The sequence below is a fragment of the Feifania hominis genome (genome assembly GCF_014384765.1).
GTDB lineage: Bacteria > Bacillota > Clostridia > Oscillospirales > Feifaniaceae > Feifania > Feifania hominis.
The window spans coordinates 103429-125063 of sequence record NZ_JACRSP010000002.1; the positions used below are offsets into that span (position 1 = coordinate 103429).

Genomic DNA, 21635 nt, shown 5'->3' on the forward strand with positions numbered 1-21635 from the left:
TTTTCCATTCCAGCCCGAAGAGGTGAGAGCATGACCACACAGACGCGGCGCGCGCAGCACCAGGCGGCGCTGAGAGCCGCTTTTCCACACACCATACCCATACTGACCGGCTATCTGGTGCTTGGCACTGCATTCGGCATTCTGATCACAACGGCCGGTTTTTCCATCTGGTGGGCCATCGGCACCAGTGTCTTTATCTATGCCGGCGGCGTGCAGTTTCTCGCGGTGAGCCTGATCACGCTCGGCGTTTCGCCGCTGTATGCCTTTCTCATGTCGATCATGGTCAATGCGCGCCACCTCTTCTACGGCATGTCCTCACTTGAGACTTTCCGCGGGACAGGGCGATACAAGCCCTACCTGATCTTCGGGCTGACCGACGAGACATTCTCCGTCATCTGCTCAGCAAAGCCGCCTGAGGAGGTCGACCGGACACTCTTCTACTTCTATGTGACGCTTCTCGACCACCTCTACTGGATTGGCGGCTCGGCCATCGGCGGACTTGCCGGCGGCTTTCTCAGCGGCCTTGACACAACCGGCTTCGACTTTGTCCTCACGGCGCTGTTCACGGTCATTTTTCTGAACCAGTGGCGCGCGACCCAAAACCATCTGCCGGCTGTCGTCGGCGTTGCGGCCACGGTGCTCTGCCTTGTCCTCTTCGGCGCCGACCGGTTCCTGCTGCCCGCGATGGGGTTGATTCTGCTCGTGGTGACACTGATGCAAAAGCCCATGAGAAAGGAGAAGCTGCTGTGACAACTCTCTCCACTATGCTCTTTTTCGGTGCGGTCGCTGCCGGCACCTTTCTCACGCGCATCGCTCCCTTTCTCCTCTTTCCCGACCGGCGTACGCCGCCGCGGTATGTTGTCTACCTCGGCGAGGTGCTGCCCACTGCAATCATGGGGATGCTGGTGGTCTACTGTCTCAGGGGCGTGAATCCCGCTGTCTACCCGCATGGATTCCCCGAGCTGATCGCCCTTCTCTGCATCACAGTGCTGCACCTCTGGCGAAAAAACACCCTGCTCTCCATCGGCGGGGGCACGGTGATCTATCTGCTGCTCACGCGGCTGGTATTTTAAAAGGGCGGCTCCCGTGAGCCGCCCTTTTCTCGTTCGTCTATGGCAGAGCGCCGCACCGGCGCTCTCTTTTTGCGCTATGCCTGCTCCTGCCCCATGTGGCTGATGCCTGCGACGGCACTCACCGGCAGTGAGAAAGACAGCCCGCAGCCGGGCGTATCAAGTCCCGCCTCACGGCAGATTGCACGCATGATCTCGGCGCGCTCGGCGCGCGGTACAAGGGTGAGCACGACCTCTTTTTCCGGCTGGATGGTAATTCCGAAAAAGGTTGCGTCCTCGTGGACACCGGTTCCCCGCGCGTGGAGTATGGTGCCCCCCTGGGCTCCCGCCTCGCGCGCAGCTTTGACCACGCTGTCGGAAAACCCTCTGTTTACAATGGTGACAATCAGTTCAAATTCTCTCATCGTGTCCCCTCCTTATCTCCCATGAGCATGCCCATGGCCCGCAGTCCTCCAATTGCCGTCATCGGCACGCAGAAGAGAATCCCGTGCCCCGGCTGGTCGAGCTGCATGCGCTCGGTCAAAACGGCAAACAGCCGCTCTCGAAGTGCCTCGGGAATTCCCATGAGCACCACGTCTTTCTCCGTCTCGCCGAGGCCGAGATAGTCGAGTATCTCGCTGTTTGCCGTGCCGAGACCGAGCAGAATCGTCGCGCGGCGCACCCCGAGCTCCCTCGCAATGGCCGTCATATTCTCTCCCTTTCCCCGGTCGACGATACCGACTGTAAGCGTCAGCTGTTCAATCTGTGTCATTTGTCGTCCCCCCTGTTTGCAGTTCTATGATCTCCGGCTCCTCTTCTCTGTGCTCCGGTGCCGGGTTTCTCTTTGCCTTGCACACATAGATGACACCAAGTATCTGTATGGCAATCAGCGGTGTCATGGCGACCATGGCAACGATGCCGAACGCATCGGTCAGCACGTTGCCTCCCAGCGCCTCGCACGCGCCCATCGCAAACGGCAGCAGAAATGTCGCCGTCATGGGACCCGACGCGACGCCGCCCGAGTCAAAGGCGACAGCGGTGAAGATCCGCGGCACAAAAAAGGTCAGTCCCAGCGCGATCAGATAGCCCGGCACAATACAGTACCAGATGCCGATTCCGGTAAGAACCCGCATCATGGCAAGGCCGATGGATACGGCGACGCCGATGGAGAGCGTCAGCAGCATGGCGCGGCGGGTGATGGTTCCGCCCGTGATCTCCTCGACCTGCTTGTTGAGCACATGGACAGCCGGTTCCGCCGTGACAATGAAAAAGCCGATCACCATGCCGATGGGAATGAGCAGCCACCGCGCATCGAGCGAGGCGATAAGCCCTCCGAGCTCGCTGCCCGCCGGCATGAAGCCGACGTTGACGCCTGTGAGAAAGAGCACAAGGCCCACATAAGTATAGACGATGCCCACGCACATTTTGATCATCTGCGTTTTGGGCAGACGCAGCTTTATCACCTGAAACAGAATGAAAAAGCCGACAATCGGCAGCAGTGCCACGCCCACCTCCCTGGCATAGTGAGGCAGCTCCTGCCCGAAGAGTTTCAGCGCCTCACCGAGATTTTCCACCGCCGGCAGCGGCGTCGGGGCGTAGCTGCCCGATGAGGAATCGTAGAACATGCCGAGCGCGAGCACCGCCAGAATCGGTCCGACGGAGCACAGCGCCACCAGTCCGAAGCTGTCGTCCTCTGCGCTTGCGCCGCCGCGTACGGCGGCGACGCCGATGCCGAGCGCCATGATGAACGGCACTGTGATGGGACCTGTCGTCACACCGCCCGAGTCAAAGGCCACGGCAAGGAAATCCCCGTTTGAAAAGATCGCGAGTCCGAACACGACTGCATACAGCGCAAGCAGCACATAGGACAGCCTCTTTTGAAATACGATGCGCAGCAGCGCCGCCACGAGAAAGAGCCCGACGCCCACCGCGACCGTCCATATGAGCACCCGGTCGGGTACGGCGGGCACCTGACGCGCAAGCACCTGCAAATCCGGCTCGGCGAGGGTGATAACCGTTCCCATCACAAAGCCCACGCAGATGAGCAGCGGCAGACTGCGCGATTTGGTCAGCGTCGCGCCGACACGCTCCCCCATCGGCATCATGGCGACATCGGCGCCGAGGGTGAACAGACCCATCCCGAGCACCAGCATCACCGCGCCGACTGCGAAGAGCGCGAGTGTTCCCGTCCCGAGAGGCGCCACTGTGAAATGCAGCAGCAGCACAAGGGCCGTAATGGGCGCGACCGAGGCGAGCGATTCTTTGATTTTGGCCAGCAGTCGTTGGTTCAAATCATCTCCTCCTTATCTTTTTATACTATTTTATTTTAAAAGAGGAAAGATTGTAAGGTCTATTGTGTTAAGATTCTGTTAAGACCGCCCGGCCAATCTGTTTTGACGCGCTTTACACCCGCCTCACGGTCTGATATAATTTGGGTCAGTTCAGTGAAATCGGGGGATTGTCATGGGGGATGTCCTGCTCAAGGCGCTGAGTTTTGTCGCAATCATCGCGGTTGGATATGTGCTCAAGCGCATCGGTTTTTTCAAGGCTGAGGACGCAAAGCTACTCTCAAAAATCGTAATCTATCTGACGCTGCCCGCCGCGCTCATCGGCGGCTTTGAGACCTTTTCTTTCAGCTTGTCGCTGCTCGTCTCCATCGTGGTGGGCTTCGTCGCGTCGGTGATTCTGCTCGCGGTCGGCTTTCTTCTCTCGCGCGGGCGGGAGGGGACGGTGCGCGCGCTCTACGGTCTCAATCTGCCCGGCTACAACATCGGCACCTTTGTCATGCCCTTTGTGCAGAGTTTTCTGGAGCCGGCCGGCATCGTTGTCATCAGCATGTTTGACATGGGACAGGCCCTGTGGAGCCTCGGCGGCTCTTACGCCGTCGTGTTCGGCAGCATTGCCGGCGAGCGCCGCGTCCGGCTGCGCGACATCGTCTCAAAGCTCTTTCACTCGGCGCCTTTCCTCACCTATTTTGTGATGTTTGTGCTGTCTCTATGCCGGGTTCGCCTGCCGGCTCAGGTCTTCTCAGTGGCAAAGATCTTTGGCAGCGGCAACGCCTTTCTCGCCATGCTGATGATCGGCGTCATGTTCGATCTGCGTCTCGAGCGCAGCGAGATCCGCGACGTTGTGCGGATACTCGGCGCGCGCTATCTGCTAAACGCGGTCTTTGCGGCCGCCGTGTGGGCGCTGCTGCCCGTACCCGCACTCGTCAAGCAGGTCCTCACCGTTGGACTCTTCGCCTCGATTCCGACCGTCACCACGGCCTACTGTGAAAAGTGCGGCTGCAAGAGCTCAGTCAGCGGCGTGCTCGGGTCGCTCTCGATTCTCATCAGTCTTGCGCTCGTGCTGGCGCTGCTTCTGTCATGGAGTTGACACCGGCCGGCACACCGAGCGTCTACATTCTGCGCTGCGCCGACGGCACGCTCTACACCGGCTGGACCTACGACGTCGAAAAGCGCCTCGCCGCGCACCGCAGCGGCAAGGGCGCCAAATACACCCGCGGCCGGGGGCCGCTGACGCTGGTCTACTGCGAGGCCTGTGCCTCCAAGAGCGCTGCGCTCGCGCGCGAGTGTGAGATCAAGGCCATGCCGCGCTCACGCAAGCTCAAACTCATCGGGGAGGGTTGACATGTTTTTCTTCTTTGGGATTCTGCCGGGCGAAAAGGTCATTCCCCTTGAGGGGCTTCTTGCCTGCCCGCGCTGCGGGCGGCTCACACGGGTGGAGCTCGTCGTGCACTACCAGCGACTCTCGCTGTTTTTCATCCCCCTGTTCACGTGGGGGCGTCACTATTTTGTCCGCATGAGCTGCTGCGGCGCGGCCTGTGAAATCGACAGCCGGATCGGCCGGCGCATGGAGCGCGGCGAACAGACGACGCTCGACGGCGTCGAGCTGCACTTTTCCGGCCCCACAGTTCGCCGGTGTCAAAACTGCGGCTATGAGACAACGGAGGACTTCTCTTTCTGCCCCAGGTGCGGCGGACCTCTCTGATATTCCAAGGGCCCCGCGTCTTTGACGCGGGGCCCTCTTGTGTCCAAAGCCTCTGTAAAAGTGCGCGGCCGCGCAGCGGCGGCTGCAATGTCGCCGCTGCGCCATAATATTGTCACAGAATCCGTGTCCGGCCGGCCGCCAATCTGTGAGTTTTCACAAAAAGGTCTCGCTCCCCTTGCAGACGGGAGCGCGCAGCGCTAAACTATTCACCATGACATGTCGAGGGGAGAGATTGTATGAAAGATATGACCAAGGGGTCTCCCTTGAAGCTGATTCTGTCTTTTGCTCTGCCGCTTCTTCTGGGCAATATTTTTCAGCAGTTCTACAACATGGCCGACACCATCATTGTCGGGCGCACCATCAGCGTCGACGCTCTGGCCGCGGTGGGATCGGTTGGCAGTTTCTCCTATCTGATCATCGGCGTTTCACAGGGGCTGACAACCGGTTTTTCGGTTGTGACAGCCCAGCGCTTCGGCGCCGGCGACCAGGACGGTGTGCGCCGCTCAGCGGCGACCAGCGCGATATTGACCGTGCTGATCACGGTGGTGTTCACCACGCTGAGCGTTCTGTTCTGCAAACCGGTCATGCGTCTGATGAGCGTTCCGGCTGACATTTTTCAGGATGCCTACCGCTACATTGTGGTCATCTGCGGAGGGCTTGCGGCAACCATGCTGTTCAACCTGCTGTCCAATCTCATCCGCGCGCTCGGCGACAGCCGCACGCCGGTCGTATTTCTGGTGATCGCATGTCTTTTGAACATTGTGCTCGACTTTGCGTTCATCCTCATCTTTCACATGGGCGTCGCGGGCGCGGCCATCGCTACCGTCATCTCACAGTTCGTCTCGGGCGCCATGTGCCTGATACACATTGTGCGCCGCTTTCCCATTCTGCGCTTTGAAAAGAGTGATTTGCGCCTCGAGCAGGTCTCGGTCTGGAACCACGTCCGCATCGGGCTGCCCATGGCCTTTCAGTCCTCGGTCATCTCCATCGGCTCCATGACGGTGCAGGCGGCGGTAAACCGCCTCGGCTCGACAGCCGTCGCCGCCATCACCGCCTGCCACAAAATCGACAACCTCGGCCAGCAGCCGCTGATGTCCTTTGGCATTGCCATGGGCACCTATGCCGCGCAGAACTTCGGCGCCGGCGACATTCCCCGCATCCGCGCCGGCGTGCGGCGCTGTGCGGCGGTCTCGGTGGCGACCTCGCTCACACTCGGGGCCATACTCATTCTCGGCGGCAATTTCCTCGTGGGCCTCTTTGTCGGCCCGGGCAAAACGGAAATTCTCGGCTACGCCAAAACCTATCTTGTCACCAACTGTTCGATGTATTTTGTGCTGGCGTTTCTCTTCATCTACCGCTACACGCTCCAGGGCCTCGGGCGCAGCTTCATCCCCACGGTCGCGGGACTTATGGAACTCGCGATGCGCTGTTTTACGGCGGGCGTTCTGTCAAAGCAGTTTGGCTTTCAGGGGATCTGCTTCTCCAATCCCCTCGCCTGGCTCGGCTCGGCAATTCCCCTTTGCATCAGCTATTACATCATCATCACAAAGCTCTCAAAAGCGACAAAAAAAGTCCCATTGGCATAAAAAGAGGGCAGGAGCAACGGCTCCTGCCCTCTACTTCTCCTTTGCGGGCGGATAGGGTTCGCGCCGGTCGGTGAGACCCACCAGATAGTCGATGCTCGTGTCGAAATAACGCGCGAGAATCTTGAGCGCGGATATTGGGATATTGAGCTTTCCCAGCTCATAGTCGGAATAGGTCTTCTGAGAAACTTTCAGTTCATCAGCGATATGCTTTTGTGTGTAGTCCTTGTCTTCACGGAGGTTTCGGATTCTCTCGTACATCTTATCACCTGTTGATAGTATGCATCACCTCCCGTATGGATATTGACTTTTACCGGATATTCCGGTAATATGGTAAATATATACAGTCACAGGAGGGTTTTTATGCTTACTCATCAAAGACGAATTGACGAACTCGGTCGAATTGTGGTGCCCTCTGATTTCCGACAGGCACTCGGTGTCAAGGCAGGCGACTCGCTGGCGCTGACGTATGATGCCGATCACGATACGCTGCTGATGCGCAAGGCCGTCCCCTGCTGTGTCATCTGCCAGGCTGAGGAAAAACTACACGCCGTTCACGGCAAGTATCTGTGTGAGGACTGCATCCGCCTTGCCGGCGTTTAGAAACGCCTGATCTCCACTCGACAGCTCCGCCCGGGCGGAGTTTCTTTGTGGCGTTTCAAGAACCGATCAGTACTAGAGCGAATTGATAAAAACAGCCCCGCGGGACATTCCCGCGGGGCTTTCTGCTTACAGGCTGCGATAGACTTTTTTCTTTCCCGGTTTTCTCTGTTGATACTCCGTCAGATAGTAGGGTTTGAAGTCGCTCGAGGGCTCCTGCCGGCTGAACCGCGGCCCGCGGTCCGGCCGGGCGGTCGGCACGCGCGGCTCCTGCGGCGCAGACGCCGCGGCGGCCGTCTCGCCCGCCGGCTTTCTGCGGCGGCGACGGCGCTTCTTCGCGGCCGGCTCCTCAGAGGCTGCGCGCTGAGCCCGGTCGGCCTTGTCAGCCGGCGGCTGATCCTTCGGCGCCGGTGCGATCAGGCGCGCCAGCGGGTCAAGCGACGATTTCACAGCAGGTCTCTGTGCGGCCTCATCGCGGGTACCCGCCTTTTTGATGCGCTCGCCCGGCGCTGCGACCGGAGCCGCCGCCTTTCGGATCTTCTCGCCGGGCGCGGGGCGCAGACCCTGTACCGGGCGGGCCTCCTCCCTGCCTCTGCCGCGGCCTCGCGGTTCGTCGGAGGAGAACACCTGCATGGGATAGGGATGTCCGGCAAGCTCGGGAATCTCCTTGCCGATGAGCTTTTCTATAGCGCGAAACAGCTCCATGTCTCCGTATTCGCAAAAGGAGATCGCCGTGCCCGAAAGCCCCGCGCGGCCGGTGCGGCCGATGCGGTGGACATAGGTCTCAGGCACCTCCGGCAGATCGACGTTGAACACGTGGGACAGCTCGCTGATGTCGAGCCCGCGCGCCGCGATATCGGTCGCGACCAACACGCGGATTTTGCCCTCCTTAAAGCGGCCCAGCGCATCCTGCCGCGCGCCCTGGGTCTTGTCGCCGTGAATGGCGGCCGCCTTGATGCCGGCGCGCTGCAGCTCGCGCGCAACGCGGTCGGCGCCGTGCTTGGTGCGGGTGAAGACGAGCGCCGACACCACCGACTCATCCTTGAGCAGGTGAATCAGGAGCTTTCTCTTGTTGGAGCGGTCGACAAAGCAGACTTTCTGGTCAATGGCCTCGACCGTCGACGACTCGGGCGTCACCGAGACGCGCACCGGATTTTTGAGCATGGAATTGGACAGCTCGCGGATCTCCTTTGGCATGGTGGCCGAAAAGAGCAGCGTCTGGCGTTTTTCTGGCAGTTTTTTGATGACCTGGCGCACATCGTGAATAAAGCCCATGTCGAGCATGCGGTCGGCCTCATCGAGCACAAAGATCTCGACCTGTCTGAGATCGACATAGCCCTGGCCGATGAGATCCAGAAGCCGCCCGGGGGTCGCAACGAGAATGTCGACGCCGCGCTTGAGCGCGTCGACCTGGGGCTGCTGACCCACGCCGCCGAACAGGACGGCCTCGCAGAGCGGCAGGTATTTGCCAAGGGCTTCAAAACTCTCTTCAATCTGGAGCGCAAGTTCTCTCGTGGGGGTCAGAATCAGCGCGCGGATAGGCCGCACCCCCTGCGCCTCGCGGGTACTCAGCTGCTGCAGAATAGGCAGCGCGAAAGCCGCAGTCTTGCCGGTGCCCGTCTGGGCGCAGCCAACCAGGTCGTAGCCCGCCAGCACCGGAGTGATCGCCTTCTCCTGAATCGGGGAGGGCATCTCGTAGCCCATGTCTGAAATGGCGTGCATGAGCTCGGGGATCAGGTTTAAATCGGTGAAATTCATTCTAACGTTCCTTTGCCTCTTATTCTTCATCGCCCAGCCGTGCCGGGCGGTACAGTCCTGAAAAAGTCATACTTATTTGTAGTATACCACACCCGGAAGAGCTTTTGGAAGAAGTTTGCACTTTTTTTCTGAAAGGCACTACAAAAAATGCGCCGCGTCGTGCGGGAAATTGGGATAGATTGCACGGATACTGGGCGTTGACAAGCCCCCCGCCAGTTGTTATAATAGTTAACACAATTTTTGGACCGGTGTCCCGGCTGATGCCGCCTTAAAATTTAAGGCGTTCTGCTTCTGTCAACCGGGTGCACACGACACGCTCTGTTAAGCCGCCTCGTACTTTAAGTTTTTGCTTTGGTACGAGGTTTCGTCATATCTTCCGGGCCGTCTCAAGGCCATCGGACACCTGAAAAAAGAAAGGCGGAACACATTTGAAACGACTGGTACTCTCCATTCTGGTTCGCAATCTCTCGGGCGTTCTCAGCCGGGTTACGGGCCTGTTCAGCCGGCGCGGTTACAACATCGACAGCCTCACCGTCGGCGTCACGCAGGATCCCACCATCTCGCGTATCACAGTTGTCGCCACCGGCAACGACCAGATTCTCGACCAGATCAAAAAACAGCTGGCAAAGCTCTACGATGTCATTCAGATCATTGAGCTGCCCGAGGGTGAGTCGGTATACCGCGAGCTCGCCCTGATCAAGGTCGAGGCCAACGAGACAACTCGGCCCGCCATCGTCGAGACCGTCGGCATCTTCCGCGCGAAGATCGTCGATGTCGCACCCGATTCTCTGACCATTGAAATCACAGGCGACTTTCCCAAAATCGAGGCCTTTATCGAAATTCTCAAGGGCTATAACATCAAGGAACTGGTCCAAACCGGTCTCACCGGAGTCACACGCGGCATTGCCGACGCCAGACAGTTCAATTGATCAGGATCTCATCAAAAGCGGCTTTCCCCTTTCGATTACGACCAGCCTGGGGTTTACAGGGCACAGAAGCACCCGCCCCACACAATTATTAAAATCATTCGAGAGACAATCAATAAAAAATGGAACCTGCGCAGTCCAGGTGATGCGGCAAAGGCCGTCCCCCGGGTGTACGTCCAAGACGTCAAGCGCACAGTTCCATCTGGAAGTAACGCACAGAGTGCGAACACTTCTAATAATGATATACCACAAATCGCAACAGACAGCAATGATTTTGCGGAAAGCGCCGCCTTCCCAATAGGTGCGGTACGCGACATTAAAAACATAAAGAAGAGAAGCGGGGCCCCCTTTAACGGCTCTTCCACCCTCAAAGGTGGCGCTCTAACGGGCAGGGGCGCGGCTTCTCTTAATAGAAGTATATCCAATTCCGATCAAAATAGCAACCCATTTAAAAGGAGTGTATTACAATGGCTAAAATGTACTATCAGGAAGACTGCAATCTCGCGCTGCTCGACGGAAAGACCGTCGCCGTCATCGGCTACGGCAGCCAGGGCCATGCCCACGCGCTGAATATGAAAGAGTCGGGTGTCCACGTCATCATCGGCCTCTACGAGGGCAGCAAATCCTGGGCCAGCGCCGAGCAGGCGGGCTTTGAAGTCTATACTGCCGCCGAGGCCGCCAAGAGAGCCGACATCATCATGATCCTCATCAACGACGAGAAGCAGGCCAAGCTCTACCGCGAATCCATTGAGCCCAACCTGAGCGAGGGCAAGGCCCTGGCCTTTGCCCACGGCTTCAACATCCACTTCGGTCAGATCGTTCCGCCGAAAGATGTCGACGTGTTCATGATCGCCCCGAAGGGGCCGGGCCACACGGTGCGCAGCCAGTATGTCGAGGGCCATGGCGTACCCTGTCTGATTGCAGTCCATCAGGATTACACCGGCAAGGCGCATGACATCGGTCTGGCCTATGCGCTCGCCATTGGCGGCGCGCGCGCCGGCGTGCTGGAGACCACTTTCCAGGAGGAGACCGAGACCGATCTCTTCGGCGAGCAGGCCGTTCTCTGCGGCGGTGTCTGCGCGCTGATGAAAGCGGGCTTCGAGACTCTCGTCGAAGCCGGTTACCAGCCGGAGAGCGCCTATTTTGAGTGCATCCACGAGATGAAGCTCATTGTCGATCTGATCAACCAGGGCGGCTTTGAGTACATGAGATACTCCATCAGCGACACCGCCGAGTACGGCGACTACATGGTCGGCCCGCGCATCATCACCAAGGAGACCAAAAAAGAGATGAAAAAAGTCCTCGGCGAGATTCAGGACGGCACGTTCGCCAAGAACTGGATTCTGGAGAACCAGTGCGGCAGACCGAACTTCAATGCCCGCCGCCGCATGGAGGCCGAGCATCAGAGCTCCTCGGTCGGCGCGAAGCTGCGCAAGATGATGAGCTGGCTGAAAAAGTAAGAGATTCCACCGACAAATCTCAGCCGGCGCACCCGGCTGAGATTTTTGTTTCAATCACCCGAAAGGCGGTATCATATGAAAAGCGACAATGTCAAATCGGGGCTGCAGCAGGCGCCCCACCGCTCCCTGTTCAACGCGCTCGGCATGACGAAAGAGGAGCTTGAGCGCCCCCTCATCGGCATCGTGAGCTCCTACAACGAGATCGTACCGGGCCACATGAATCTCGACAAGATCACCGAGGCCGTGCGCACGGGCGTGCTCATGGCCGGCGGCACACCGGTCGTCTTCCCCGCCATCGCAGTCTGCGACGGCATCGCAATGGGCCACATCGGCATGAAGTACTCGCTGATCACCCGCGAGCTGATCGCCGACTCCACCGAGGCCATGGCCATCGCCCACCAGTTCGACGGCCTCGTGATGGTTCCGAACTGCGACAAAAACGTGCCGGGGCTGCTCATGGCGGCCGCGCGCGTCAACATCCCCACCATCTTCGTCTCGGGGGGCCCGATGCTCGCCGGCAAAATGCGCGACGGACAGCGCACCTGCCTGTCGCATATGTTTGAGGCCGTCGGCGCCCGCGCCGCCGGAAAAATCGACGACGAGAAGCTCGAGGAGTATGAAAGCCGCGCCTGCCCGACCTGCGGGTCCTGCTCGGGCATGTACACCGCAAATTCCATGAACTGTCTGACCGAGGCGCTCGGCATGGCTCTGCCCGGCAACGGCACCATCCCGGCTGTGATGAGCGACCGCATCCGCCTGGCAAAGCACACCGGCATGCAGATCATGGAGCTCGTCCGCCAGAACATCCGCCCGCGCGACATCATGAACGAGAAGGCGCTTCGCAACGCCATGGCCGTCGATATGGCGCTCGGCTGTTCCACGAACTCCATGCTCCATCTGCCCGCCATTGCCCATGAGGCGGGCGTCAAGCTTGATCTGGAGGTGGCAAACGAGATTTCGGCGAAGACGCCGAATCTCTGTCATCTGGCCCCGGCCGGAGATACCTACATCGAGGATCTCAACGAGGCGGGCGGCGTGTATGCCGTGATGAACGAACTCGCAAAGAAAAATCTTCTCTCCACCGACATGATCACCTGCACCGGCAAAACCGTGTGGGAGAACATTCGCGACTGCAAAAACCGCAATCCCGAAATCATCCGGCCCGTGGAGGAGCCCTACAGCGAGACCGGCGGCATCGCCGTGCTCAAGGGAAATCTCGCGCCGCTCGGTTCGGTGGTCAAGCGCGCCGCCGTGGTGCCCGAGATGATGGTCCACGAGGGCCCCGCCCGCGTGTTCGACTGTGAGGAGGACGCGATCGCGGCCATCCTCGGCGGCCAGATCAAAAAGGGCGATGTCGTCGTCATCCGCTACGAGGGGCCGCGCGGCGGTCCTGGTATGCGCGAGATGCTCAACCCCACCTCGGCCATCACCGGCATGGGGCTCGAGCAGTATTGCGCGCTGATCACCGACGGGCGCTTCTCCGGCGCCTCGCGCGGAGCCTCCATCGGCCACATCTCGCCTGAGGCTGCGGTCGGCGGCCCCATTGCCCTTGTACAGGAGGGGGACATCATCTCCATTGACATTCCCCACAACGCGCTGAATCTCAAGGTCTCAGACAGCGAGCTCGAACGGCGCCGCGCCGCCTGGAAGCCCCGCGAGCCCAAGGTCACAACCGGCGCTCTGCGCCGCTATGCCGCGCTTGTCACAAGCGCCAACACCGGCGCCGTGCTGGTCGCGCCGGAAGACCGCTGAGATGATTTCCCGCCTCGCAGATCCCGGCGCTGCCGGTCCTCTCTTCGACGGCTGGCAGGAGAGCATCATCTGGTCCTGTCTGCAGGGGGTGATGGGCCGCGTCTATGCCGACGACCCCGCCGAACCCCGCTCGGCCATGGCGATTCTCGGCGACTTCTGCTTTCTCGCCGGGCGGCCAAGCGATGCGCTCGCTCGCTACAGGCCTCCGGACTGGGAGCGCGACTTCATCATCATGGTCCCCCGCGACAGAAGCTGGGAAAACGCCATTGAGCTGGCTTACGGCGCGAGGGCCCGGCGGGTTGTGCGCTACGCGATAAAAAAGGAGCCGGACATCTTTGACCGGGACGCGCTGGGAGCCGCCGTGCGCTCTCTGCCGCCCGGCTTCTGTCTGCGCCCGATCGACGGGGAGCTCTTCGCCCTGTGCCGCGCAAATGACTGGAGCCGCGATCTCGTCAGCCAGTACGAGGACTATGCGGTCTATCAGAAGCTCGGGCTCGGCATCGTCGCGCTGGAACACGGCGTTCCCGTGTCGGGTGCCTCGGCCTACTCCCGCTACCGCGGCGGCATCGAAGTCGAAATCGACACAAGTCCCGCCCACCGCAGGCGGGGGCTCGCCTACGCCTGCGGCGCAGCGCTCATTCTCGCCTGTCTCGAGCGCGGGCTCTACCCCAGCTGGGACGCGCAGAATCTCTGGTCGGTTGCCCTCGCCGAAAAGCTGGGTTACCACTTCGACTGCGAATACCCGGCTTATGAGATCGAGGGCTATTGACCGGTGAATTGACTTTTTTCCCTGTTTTTTATAGAATGATTTGTAATCCCTTTTTGGAGGTAGCACATGAAGCTCAACGGTTCTGAAATTCTCATCGAGTGTCTCAAGGAGCAGGGTGTCGACACCATCTTCGGTTTTCCGGGCGGCGCTGTACTCAACATCTACGACGCACTCTACAAGCACCGCGATGAGATCACCCATATTCTGACCTCGCACGAGCAGGGCGCGGCCCACGCGGCCGACGGCTATGCCCGCGCGACCGGCAAGGTGGGCGTGTGCATCGCCACCTCCGGCCCCGGCGCGACCAATCTTGTCACCGGTATCGCCACCGCCATGATGGACTCCGTGCCGATGGTCGCCATCACCGCGAATGTCACGCTCCCTCTGCTCGGACGCGACAGCTTTCAGGAGGTCGACATCGCCGGCATCACCATGCCCATCACCAAGCACAACTACATCGTCAAGGACGTCGGCGAGCTGGCACGCACCGTGCGCGAGGCTTTTCGCATCGCGCGGGAGGGCCGGCCGGGCCCGGTTCTCATCGACATCACCAAGGACGTGACCGCCGCCGTCTGCGACTATGAGAAAAAGCTGCCCAAAATCCGCCCGACGGCGACCGTCTCTGCCGAAATGCTCCGGCTTGACGAGGCAATTCAGATGATTCACGAGAGCCGCCAGCCCTATGTCTTTGTCGGCGGCGGCGCCATTCTCGCCGACTGCTCCGAGGAGCTTCTCGAATTTGTCGAGACCATTGATGCACCGGTCTGCGATTCGCTCATGGGCAAGGGCGCTTTTCCGGGCGACCACCCCCACTACACCGGCATGCTCGGCATGCACGGCACCAAGACCTCCAATCTCGGCGTGACAAACTGCGATCTGCTCATCGTGCTGGGCTCGCGCTTCTCAGACCGCGTCATTGGAAACGCTGAGAAATTTGCCGCCAACGCGAAGATTCTGCAAATTGACATCGACCCCGCCGAGATCAACAAGAACATCGGCGCGGACTATGCCATCGTCGGCAATCTCAAGGATATTCTCGCCGAACTCAACCGCAAGCTGCCCCGGCTCAGCCATCAGAAGTGGATGGCCGAAATTGCCATGAACAAGCAGAGCTATTCGCTTGCCTACGACGAGAGCACCCTGACGGGGCCCTATGTCATCGAAGAGCTCTCCAAGCTCGACGACGGCAGCTTCGTCATCGCCACCGACGTCGGCCAACACCAGATGTGGACAGCGCAGTACTACAAATTCCGCTCGCCGCGCACGCTGCTCACCTCCGGCGGACTCGGCACCATGGGGTACGGACTCGGCGCCGCCATCGGCGCACAGGTCGGCTGCCCGGACAAGCATGTCTTCAACATCGCCGGCGACGGGTGCTTCCGCATGAACTTAAACGAGCTTGCGACGGCCGTGCGCCACCAGATTCCGGTGGTGGAAATCATTCTCAACAACCACGTGCTCGGCATGGTGCGGCAGTGGCAGACCCTCTTCTACGAGGGCCACTACTCGAGCACCACTCTGTCCGACGGCGTCGACTTTGTCAAAATCGCCAGAGGCTTCGGCTGCGAGGCGCTTGCCGTCACAAAACGCGAGGAGGTGGGCCCCGCCCTGCGCCGGGCAATCGCCTCAAAGCGTCCGTTTGTTCTCGACTGTCAGATCGGCATGGACGATAGCGTCTGGCCCATGGTCGCACCGGGCGCCGCCATCTCCGACATCATCATTGGAAAATAGAAAAAATGGCGCGGGCACGCGCCATTTTTTAAGGGGGAACAACATGACCCGCATTCTCATCATCGACGGCCAGGGCGGCAGAATCGGCCGTCAGCTCGCCGAGGGACTTCTCGGGATACCCGAAACGGAGCTCACCGTAGTGGGCACCAATTCCCTCGCAACCGGGAACATGCTCAAATCGGGCGCTGCAAACGCCGCGACCGGAGAGAACGCTGTTCTCGTCGCCAGCCGCAGCGCCGACATCATCGTCGGGCCGATCGGCATTGTCATCGCCGATTCCCTTCTCGGGGAGATCACGCCGGCAATAGCCGCAGCGGTCGGCGGCAGCCGGGCCGTAAAAATACTCATTCCCGTCAACCGCTGCGACAACATTGTCGTCGGCACGGCTGAGCTGTCGGTCAGCGAGCTCATCCGCAGCGCCGTCGACACCGTGCGGCAAAACATCGGTTGACGGATGCTGTCCTTTTCGGTATAATAAGTGCAGCCCGCTGCAGCGGGCCGTGCGGCCCCAGGCCGTTTTACCGCGCATTTGAGTATGTGGTATCAGGAAGATATCTGTCCCACCCAGTGGGACCGGTATCTTCTATTTTTTTGCATCACTGGAGGTAACAGCAATGAAACAGCGAAACGCCATGATTCTCACGGGGCTCTGCATCGCACTCGGGGTGGTGCTCCCCATCGCCTTTCACACGATTCCAAATGCCGGAACGGTCTTTCTTCCGATGCACATTCCCGTGCTGCTGTGCGGGCTCGCCTGCGGCCCGCTCTACGGGCTTGCCTGCGGAATTCTCGCGCCGCTTCTCTCACACTTCACCACCGGCATGCCCCCCGCTGCCATTCTGCCCTCCATGCTCTGTGAGCTTGCCGTCTACGGTCTGATGGCGGGGCTTCTTCTGCGGCTGGTCAAGACCCGCAGCAAAGCGGCCAATCTCTATGTCTCGCTCATCGGCGCCATGCTCGTCGGCCGGGTCGTGCTCGGGCTGCTCAACACGCTGATCTTCCGTGCGGGGGCCTATTCCATGCAGGTCTGGCTGACGGCAGCTTTTGTCACGGCGCTGCCCGGCATCGTCATTCAGCTCATCGCCGTTCCGGTGGTCTACTACGCCCTGGAAAAGGCAAAACTGCTCCCATGACCGGTCCTCTGCTCCCCGTACTCAGAGCCCATGCGAAAAGCCACCCCGAGATGCGTGTGCAGGATGCGGTCAAGCTGGTCTATCAGAATGAGTTTGGCGGCGGCCACCTCATCACGGACGAGCGCGCGAGCCTTGAGCGGCTGCAAGCCGAAATGGCCGCCACGCCGCTGCGCTCCGGCGCGGCGCTCACCGAACCGGTCGGAGGCGGCCGGGTTCGCCTGAATCTCGCAGCGGCCGGCTGCCGCGAGATTTCGCCCGGTCTTCTCAACCGCATCTTCGTTCTGTCGTCCGCCGGCAGTGCGGGACGGCACGAGCGCTTTGTGAAAAAGCTGCGCACTCTGCGCCGCTGTGCAGAGGAGGGAGTCTTTGCTTTCACTTCGCATGAGCTCGACGTCTATCTGCGCTCCTATGAAGCCGCGGGGTTTCCCCCGGTGCATCACAGCGACGCGTACCGCGCGGCCTGCTCGCCTGCCTACCGGGTGATTGACGAGCGCTTTGTGCGGCTGCTGCCCGTGATTGCAGCAGCCGCGCGTCTACCCGCCGGAAGTGTTCTTGCCATCGACGGCTGTGCGGCCTCCGGAAAAACCACGGCGGCGCAGCTTCTCGGCGAGCTCTTCTGCTGTCCGGTCATCCACATGGACGACTTCTTTCTCCCTGCTGCACTGCGGACGCCGCAGCGCCTCGGCGAGCCGGGCGGCAACATCCACTACGAGCGCTTTGCCAGCGAGGTTCTGCCCGGCCTGCGTATGGGACAGGCCCTCTCATACCGCGTGTTCGACTGTTCGCGCGGCTGCTGCTCATCAAGCCGGGAGATTCTCCCCGCCGCTCTTCACATCGTCGAGGGAGCCTACAGTCTCCACCCGCGCTTTGGCGACTACTGCGCTCTGCGAGTCTTCTGCCACATTGCGCCTGAGAAGCAGAAAAAGCGCATTCTCGCGCGAAGTGGTCCCGAATTGCTGAAAGCATTCACCGGGCGCTGGATTCCGATGGAAAACCGCTATTTTGAGCACTACGGCATCCGAGAGAGCTGTGATTTTGTTTTGTGCTAGGCTCTTGCCGGCTGGTCGCCGGTGTTTCAAGACATCCTTTTTCGAATAAAATTTGCCGCCGCTCTTGACAAATGCAAAAAAAACGCCTATCTTAGATGTACGAAATGCGTTGACAGGGACACAGGGTGCATCCCCCGTTTTCAGAGAGCCGCCGGCTGGTGCGAGGCGGTACGGCATGTCGCCCGCATCACCCTTGAGCAGCCCGCCGAATCACAGTAAGCGGCGCCGGGACTTCCCGTTAGAGAAGAACACGTTGATGGACGTGGATGAGCGGCCGATTACTTCGGCAAAAAGAGTGGTACCGCGAAGCTTTCAAAGCCTTCGTCTCTTTGTGAGACGGGGGCTTTTTTGTCTTCTGGCGCCGGGCCATCACCCGTGCCGTACATCTTGAGGAGGAATGACCCATGCTGACACTTGACAAAGTTTACCACGCCGCCTTTGTTCTCAAAAACACGGTGCGCAGAACCGACCTGATCTACTCGCCCGTCCTCTCCGACGGGTACGAGCTGTATCTGAAGACCGAGAATTTGCAGCTGACAGGCTCCTTTAAGCTGCGCGGCTCGGCCTACAAAATCTCCCAGCTCACCTCGGAGGAGAAGAGCCGCGGCGTCATCGCCTGCTCCGCGGGCAATCACGCGCAGGGCGTCGCCCTTGCCGCGCAGCGCGAGGGAATCCGCGCGACCATCTGTCTGCCCGACGGCGCGCCCATCTCAAAGGTTGAGGCCACCAAGAGCTACGGCGCGGATGTGGTTCTGGTTCCCGGCGTCTACGATGACGCCTACAACCGCGCGCTCGAGCTCCAGCAGGAGCAGGGCAGCGTGTTCATCCACCCCTTCAACGACGAGGACGTCATCGCCGGTCAGGGGACCATCGGCCTGGAGCTTCTCGACCAGCTGCCTGATCTTGATGCGGTGATCGTGCCAATCGGCGGCGGCGGGCTGATCTCGGGCATCGCTTTCACCGTCAAGGCCCTCAACCCCAACTGCAAGGTCTACGGCGTACAGGCGGCAGGCGCACCCTCCATGGTTGAAAGTCTCCGGGAGCACAAGCCGATCGAGCTTTCGGACGTCGCCACCATCGCCGACGGCATCGCCGTCAAACACCCGGGCGATCTGACCTACGAGCTGGTAAACCAATATGTGGATGAGGTGGTAACTGTCACCGACGATGAGATCAGCTCGGCCATTCTCGCGCTGATGGAGACCCAGAAGATGGTCACCGAGGGGGCGGGCGCCGTCTCGGTCGCGGCGGCGATGTTCCACAAGGTCGACATCCGCGGCAAAAAAGTCGCCTGTGTACTCTCAGGCGGAAACATCGATGTGACCATCCTCTCGCGCGTGATCACGCGCGGCCTGCTCAAGGCCGGCCGGGTCGCAAATATGACCATTGCGCTCGCCGACAAGCCGGGCCAGCTCACCCAAGTCAGCGGGATTATTTCGCGCCTCGGCGGCAATGTCGTGTCGGTGCACCACGATCGCGGCGAAGAGAACACCGCCGTGACGAGCTGTGTGCTGCACCTGTCGCTGGAGACGCGCGACCACGCCCACGTCGATGAGATTCGCGACGCGCTCAAGACGGCGGGCTTTCACATTGTCGCCGGATGATTTTTCAGGCAGCCGCTTGACAAATTGCCCGGGCGGTGGTATTCTCAAACAAACCAAATCAGACGGAGAAACCGATGAACAAGATTCTGACAACCAAAGCGTATTACTTTAGCTTTACCCTGGGCTTTTATGGCGCAGGTGTTTTGTGTTGTCAAAAATTGAGACGTCGGTAGACCGCATTTCGGGCCTGTGGCCGATCTCTTTTGACAACAAAAGAGATCGGCCTTTTTGTTTGCCCGCAGGAGAGGATGAATCATATGATCGTCATTTTAAAGCAGAATCCGGATCGCAGCATGGTCAGCGCGCTCATTGAGGTCTTTCGCGCTCAGGGGCTCTCAGTCAATCTGAGTGAGGGTTCCCACACAACCATTCTGGGGCTCATTGGCGACACCTCCGTGGTGGACATTGACGCAATTCGGGCAAACCCGCTTGTTGCCGACGTGCGCCGTGTGTCAGAGCCCTACAAGGCCGCAAACCGCCGCTTTCACCCGGCTGACACCATTGTCGGCGGACCCGGCGCGGAAATCGGCCAGGGCCATTTCACCGTCATTGCGGGGCCCTGCTCAGTCGAGAGTGAGCAGCAGATGGTCACCGTCGCGAACGCCGTCAAAAAGAGCGGCGCGCGCTACCTGCGCGGCGGCGCATTCAAGCCCCGCACCTCCCCCTACGCCTTTCAGGGGCTGCACGAGGAGGGCATCCGCCTGCTGCTTGAGGCAAAGCGGGCCTCGGGTCTGCCCATCGTCACCGAGATCATGAGCGAGACCCATCTCGATCTCTTTGCCGACGTCGACGTCATTCAGGTCGGCGCGCGCAACATGCAGAACTTTCAGCTGCTCAAGGAGCTCGGCCACAGCCGCAAACCCATTTTGCTCAAGCGCGGGCTCTCGAGCACCATCGAGGAGCTTCTCATGAGTGCGGAGTACATCCTTGCAGGCGGAAACCCCAACGTGATCCTCTGCGAGCGCGGTATTCGCACCTTTGAGACGGCGACGCGCAACACCCTCGACGTCTCGGCCGTTGCGGTGCTCAAGCGTCAGACCCATCTGCCGGTCATCGTCGATCCGAGCCACTCGGGCGGTGTCGCATGGCTGGTGGAACCGCTTGCGCGCGCCGCTGTCGCAGCGGGCGCCGATGGACTCATCATCGAAGTGCATCCCTCTCCCAAGACGGCGCTCTGCGACGGCGCACAGTCGCTCGACTGCGACCAGTTTGATGAGCTGATGAACGGGCCGCGCGGGCTTCGGGCACGCGCCGCATTTGAGGATAAGAGCCTCTAAACAATATTGGGGGGCTGTCAAAGTGGAGCAATGGTGGTATAATGGGTTATTATATTGAATTCAGGCCGTGCTCTCATCCCCTGCGGGGCAAGTCCCTGCGGGACAGCTGAAAACATGGCCGCAATCATACCATAACCGCTTCGCGTTCATGGTACTACTGTCCATCAATCCAATGTCAGGAGAGACCGCCATGCCCCCCGCCCTACAAAAACGGCCGCCGCTCTCCCCCGCCCGGCGCAGGCAGCGTCTTCGCCGGCGACGGCGGCGGCAGATCGCAAGACTTCTACTGGTGTGCGCCGTGGCGCTCGCGCTTCTCGCGGGACTTGTCTTCGCCATACGCGCCGTCTTCTTTCGGCCCGCATCGACGCCCGCGCCAACGCCCGCACCGACGGAATATGACGAGCCGCCTCTTGCAGCCGTCACGCCGCCCGACTATGTCACACAGGATATTCTGCCGCAAAACCCCTATTCCCGCCCGGGCAGAAAGCTCGAGGCGATCAACGCAGTGGTCGTTCATTACACCGGGAACCCCGGCACGACTGCAAAGCAGAACCGCAGCTACTTCGGCAATCTCGCCACCACTCATGAGACCTATGCCAGCAGTCACTTCGTCATCGGTCTCGAGGGGGAGATCATTCAGTGCGTGCCGCTCGATGAAGTCGCATTCTGCTCCAACGACCGAAACGATGACACCATCTCCATTGAAGTCTGTCACGAGGACGAGAGCGGCGCATTCAACGAGCAGACGTATGAGGCGCTTGTCAAGCTCACCGCCTGGCTCTGCGACACGTTCTCGCTCGACAGTGAGACCGGCGTCATCCGCCACTACGATGTCACCGGCAAGGAGTGCCCGCGCTACTTTGTCCAAAACGAGGACGCCTGGCAGAGCTTTCTCTATGAGGTGGGAGAGAGTGTTGCGGTCTCCGGCACCAACTGATGCAGCGAAAGAGGAAC

Annotated in this window: 23 protein-coding genes and 1 other annotated feature; of the genes, 18 read left to right on the forward strand and 5 right to left on the reverse strand. The window is 60.2% G+C overall.

Annotated elements, in window-relative coordinates:
- Positions 1-30: 30 nt before the first annotated feature.
- Positions 31-750 carry an AzlC family ABC transporter permease gene (locus H8695_RS03965; protein ID WP_249299592.1) on the forward strand — a complete coding sequence of 240 codons (720 nt, stop codon included), beginning with the start codon at positions 31-33 and terminating at the stop codon, positions 748-750.
- Positions 747-1073 carry a branched-chain amino acid transporter permease gene (locus tag H8695_RS03970; protein ID WP_346726795.1) on the forward strand — a complete coding sequence of 109 codons (327 nt, stop codon included), beginning with the start codon at positions 747-749 and terminating at the stop codon, positions 1071-1073. The genes H8695_RS03965 and H8695_RS03970 overlap by 4 nt, the downstream gene beginning before the upstream one ends.
- A 74-nt stretch (positions 1074-1147) precedes the next feature.
- Here H8695_RS03970 and H8695_RS03975 read toward each other — a convergent pair whose 3' ends face one another.
- From H8695_RS03975 to H8695_RS03985, 3 genes are read right to left on the reverse strand one after another with little or no spacing between them, the layout of a single operon-like run.
- Complete coding sequence (locus H8695_RS03975) at positions 1148-1474, reverse strand: P-II family nitrogen regulator (protein ID WP_249299593.1); 327 nt, start codon at positions 1472-1474, stop codon at positions 1148-1150.
- Positions 1471-1821, reverse strand: a complete 351-nt coding sequence (locus H8695_RS03980; RefSeq protein ID WP_249299594.1) for a hypothetical protein — start codon at positions 1819-1821, stop codon at positions 1471-1473. Before H8695_RS03980 ends, H8695_RS03975 begins: the two co-directional genes overlap by 4 nt.
- Positions 1808-3340, reverse strand: coding sequence for a DUF1538 domain-containing protein (locus H8695_RS03985; RefSeq protein ID WP_249299595.1), 1533 nt, complete (start codon positions 3338-3340; stop codon positions 1808-1810). The genes H8695_RS03980 and H8695_RS03985 overlap by 14 nt, the downstream gene beginning before the upstream one ends.
- 172 nt (positions 3341-3512) lie before the next feature.
- Between H8695_RS03985 and H8695_RS03990 the strand changes: the two genes are divergently transcribed.
- The 4 genes from H8695_RS03990 (at position 3513) to H8695_RS04005 (ending at position 6625) form a co-directional block, all read left to right on the forward strand.
- Positions 3513-4424, forward strand: a complete 912-nt coding sequence (locus tag H8695_RS03990) for an AEC family transporter (protein ID WP_249299596.1) — start codon at positions 3513-3515, stop codon at positions 4422-4424.
- Positions 4415-4678 (forward strand): GIY-YIG nuclease family protein, encoded by a 264-nt coding sequence (locus H8695_RS03995; RefSeq protein WP_249299597.1) that lies wholly within the window; start codon positions 4415-4417, stop codon positions 4676-4678. Before H8695_RS03990 ends, H8695_RS03995 begins: the two co-directional genes overlap by 10 nt.
- A 1-nt stretch (position 4679) precedes the next feature.
- The gene (locus H8695_RS04000) at positions 4680-5039 is read left to right on the forward strand and encodes a zinc ribbon domain-containing protein (RefSeq protein WP_249299598.1); all 360 of its coding nucleotides are present in this window, start codon (positions 4680-4682) and stop codon (positions 5037-5039) included.
- Between the two features lie 236 nt (positions 5040-5275).
- Entirely contained in the window at positions 5276-6625 is a 1350-nt protein-coding gene (locus tag H8695_RS04005) for an MATE family efflux transporter (RefSeq protein WP_249299599.1), read from the forward strand.
- A 30-nt stretch (positions 6626-6655) separates the two neighbouring features.
- Here H8695_RS04005 and H8695_RS04010 read toward each other — a convergent pair whose 3' ends face one another.
- The gene (locus H8695_RS04010) at positions 6656-6883 is read right to left on the reverse strand and encodes a helix-turn-helix domain-containing protein (RefSeq protein ID WP_249299600.1); all 228 of its coding nucleotides are present in this window, start codon (positions 6881-6883) and stop codon (positions 6656-6658) included.
- 102 nt (positions 6884-6985) lie between these two features.
- On the opposite strand from H8695_RS04010, the gene H8695_RS04015 reads away from it, so the two are divergent.
- Entirely contained in the window at positions 6986-7225 is a 240-nt protein-coding gene (locus H8695_RS04015) for an AbrB/MazE/SpoVT family DNA-binding domain-containing protein (protein ID WP_249299601.1), read from the forward strand.
- Positions 7226-7351: 126 nt separating this feature from the next.
- Here the strand turns inward: H8695_RS04015 and H8695_RS04020 are convergent, their stop codons facing one another.
- Positions 7352-8980: a DEAD/DEAH box helicase gene (locus H8695_RS04020; protein ID WP_249299602.1), complete on the reverse strand. Its 1629-nt coding sequence runs from the start codon at positions 8978-8980 to the stop codon at positions 7352-7354.
- A 428-nt stretch (positions 8981-9408) separates the two neighbouring features.
- Here H8695_RS04020 and ilvN point away from each other — a divergent pair, with 428 nt between their 5' ends.
- The 11 genes from ilvN to H8695_RS04075 all read left to right on the forward strand — a co-directional run bounded on the left by ilvN (position 9409) and on the right by H8695_RS04075 (position 21618).
- Positions 9409-9909 (forward strand): acetolactate synthase small subunit, encoded by a 501-nt coding sequence (ilvN, locus tag H8695_RS04025; RefSeq protein WP_249299603.1) that lies wholly within the window; start codon positions 9409-9411, stop codon positions 9907-9909.
- Between the two features lie 464 nt (positions 9910-10373).
- A complete protein-coding gene (ilvC, locus tag H8695_RS04030) occupies positions 10374-11366 on the forward strand; it encodes a ketol-acid reductoisomerase (RefSeq protein ID WP_249299604.1) in 993 nt (330 codons plus the stop codon).
- Positions 11367-11441: 75 nt separating this feature from the next.
- A complete protein-coding gene (gene ilvD / locus H8695_RS04035) occupies positions 11442-13118 on the forward strand; it encodes a dihydroxy-acid dehydratase (protein WP_249299605.1) in 1677 nt (558 codons plus the stop codon).
- A 1-nt stretch (position 13119) separates the two neighbouring features.
- Positions 13120-13887: a GNAT family N-acetyltransferase gene (locus H8695_RS04040; RefSeq protein ID WP_249299606.1), complete on the forward strand. Its 768-nt coding sequence runs from the start codon at positions 13120-13122 to the stop codon at positions 13885-13887.
- A 66-nt stretch (positions 13888-13953) separates the two neighbouring features.
- Positions 13954-15618: a biosynthetic-type acetolactate synthase large subunit gene (ilvB, locus tag H8695_RS04045; RefSeq protein ID WP_249299607.1), complete on the forward strand. Its 1665-nt coding sequence runs from the start codon at positions 13954-13956 to the stop codon at positions 15616-15618.
- Positions 15619-15661: 43 nt separating this feature from the next.
- The gene (locus tag H8695_RS04050) at positions 15662-16069 is read left to right on the forward strand and encodes a DUF3842 family protein (RefSeq protein ID WP_249299608.1); all 408 of its coding nucleotides are present in this window, start codon (positions 15662-15664) and stop codon (positions 16067-16069) included.
- A gap of 163 nt (positions 16070-16232) precedes the next feature.
- Positions 16233-16751, forward strand: coding sequence for an ECF transporter S component (locus H8695_RS04055; protein ID WP_249299609.1), 519 nt, complete (start codon positions 16233-16235; stop codon positions 16749-16751).
- Entirely contained in the window at positions 16748-17800 is a 1053-nt protein-coding gene (locus H8695_RS04060) for a uridine kinase family protein (RefSeq protein WP_249299610.1), read from the forward strand. The genes H8695_RS04055 and H8695_RS04060 overlap by 4 nt, the downstream gene beginning before the upstream one ends.
- A gap of 100 nt (positions 17801-17900) precedes the next feature.
- Positions 17901-18132: a binding site (T-box leader), on the forward strand.
- A gap of 72 nt (positions 18133-18204) precedes the next feature.
- A complete protein-coding gene (gene ilvA, locus H8695_RS04065) occupies positions 18205-19404 on the forward strand; it encodes a threonine ammonia-lyase (protein ID WP_249299611.1) in 1200 nt (399 codons plus the stop codon).
- A gap of 257 nt (positions 19405-19661) precedes the next feature.
- Positions 19662-20681, forward strand: coding sequence for a 3-deoxy-7-phosphoheptulonate synthase (gene aroF / locus H8695_RS04070; protein ID WP_249300261.1), 1020 nt, complete (start codon positions 19662-19664; stop codon positions 20679-20681).
- Positions 20682-20871: 190 nt separating this feature from the next.
- Positions 20872-21618, forward strand: coding sequence for a peptidoglycan recognition protein family protein (locus H8695_RS04075; protein ID WP_249299612.1), 747 nt, complete (start codon positions 20872-20874; stop codon positions 21616-21618).
- The last annotated feature ends 17 nt before the right edge of the window (positions 21619-21635 follow it).

Bases quoted from the DNA above. Each gene is read 5' to 3' on its own strand.
- H8695_RS04005 (WP_249299599.1), top strand. From the start codon at position 5,276: ATGAAAGATATGACCAAGGGGTCTCCCTTGAAGCTGATTCTGTCTTTT.
- H8695_RS04055 (WP_249299609.1), top strand. From the start codon at position 16,233: ATGAAACAGCGAAACGCCATGATTCTCACGGGGCTCTGCATCGCACTC.
- H8695_RS04040 (WP_249299606.1), top strand. From the start codon at position 13,120: ATGATTTCCCGCCTCGCAGATCCCGGCGCTGCCGGTCCTCTCTTCGAC.
- H8695_RS04050 (WP_249299608.1), top strand. From the start codon at position 15,662: ATGACCCGCATTCTCATCATCGACGGCCAGGGCGGCAGAATCGGCCGT.
- H8695_RS04015 (WP_249299601.1), top strand. From the start codon at position 6,986: ATGCTTACTCATCAAAGACGAATTGACGAACTCGGTCGAATTGTGGTG.
- H8695_RS03980 (WP_249299594.1), bottom strand. From the start codon at position 1,821: ATGACACAGATTGAACAGCTGACGCTTACAGTCGGTATCGTCGACCGG.
- H8695_RS03965 (WP_249299592.1), top strand. From the start codon at position 31: ATGACCACACAGACGCGGCGCGCGCAGCACCAGGCGGCGCTGAGAGCC.
- ilvA (WP_249299611.1), top strand. From the start codon at position 18,205: ATGCTGACACTTGACAAAGTTTACCACGCCGCCTTTGTTCTCAAAAAC.
- aroF (WP_249300261.1), top strand. From the start codon at position 19,662: ATGATCGTCATTTTAAAGCAGAATCCGGATCGCAGCATGGTCAGCGCG.
- H8695_RS04075 (WP_249299612.1), top strand. From the start codon at position 20,872: ATGCCCCCCGCCCTACAAAAACGGCCGCCGCTCTCCCCCGCCCGGCGC.
- H8695_RS03975 (WP_249299593.1), bottom strand. From the start codon at position 1,474: ATGAGAGAATTTGAACTGATTGTCACCATTGTAAACAGAGGGTTTTCC.
- ilvC (WP_249299604.1), top strand. From the start codon at position 10,374: ATGGCTAAAATGTACTATCAGGAAGACTGCAATCTCGCGCTGCTCGAC.
- ilvB (WP_249299607.1), top strand. From the start codon at position 13,954: ATGAAGCTCAACGGTTCTGAAATTCTCATCGAGTGTCTCAAGGAGCAG.
- H8695_RS04020 (WP_249299602.1), bottom strand. From the start codon at position 8,980: ATGAATTTCACCGATTTAAACCTGATCCCCGAGCTCATGCACGCCATT.
- H8695_RS04010 (WP_249299600.1), bottom strand. From the start codon at position 6,883: ATGTACGAGAGAATCCGAAACCTCCGTGAAGACAAGGACTACACACAA.
- H8695_RS04060 (WP_249299610.1), top strand. From the start codon at position 16,748: ATGACCGGTCCTCTGCTCCCCGTACTCAGAGCCCATGCGAAAAGCCAC.
- ilvD (WP_249299605.1), top strand. From the start codon at position 11,442: ATGAAAAGCGACAATGTCAAATCGGGGCTGCAGCAGGCGCCCCACCGC.
- H8695_RS03995 (WP_249299597.1), top strand. From the start codon at position 4,415: ATGGAGTTGACACCGGCCGGCACACCGAGCGTCTACATTCTGCGCTGC.
- H8695_RS03990 (WP_249299596.1), top strand. From the start codon at position 3,513: ATGGGGGATGTCCTGCTCAAGGCGCTGAGTTTTGTCGCAATCATCGCG.
- H8695_RS04000 (WP_249299598.1), top strand. From the start codon at position 4,680: ATGTTTTTCTTCTTTGGGATTCTGCCGGGCGAAAAGGTCATTCCCCTT.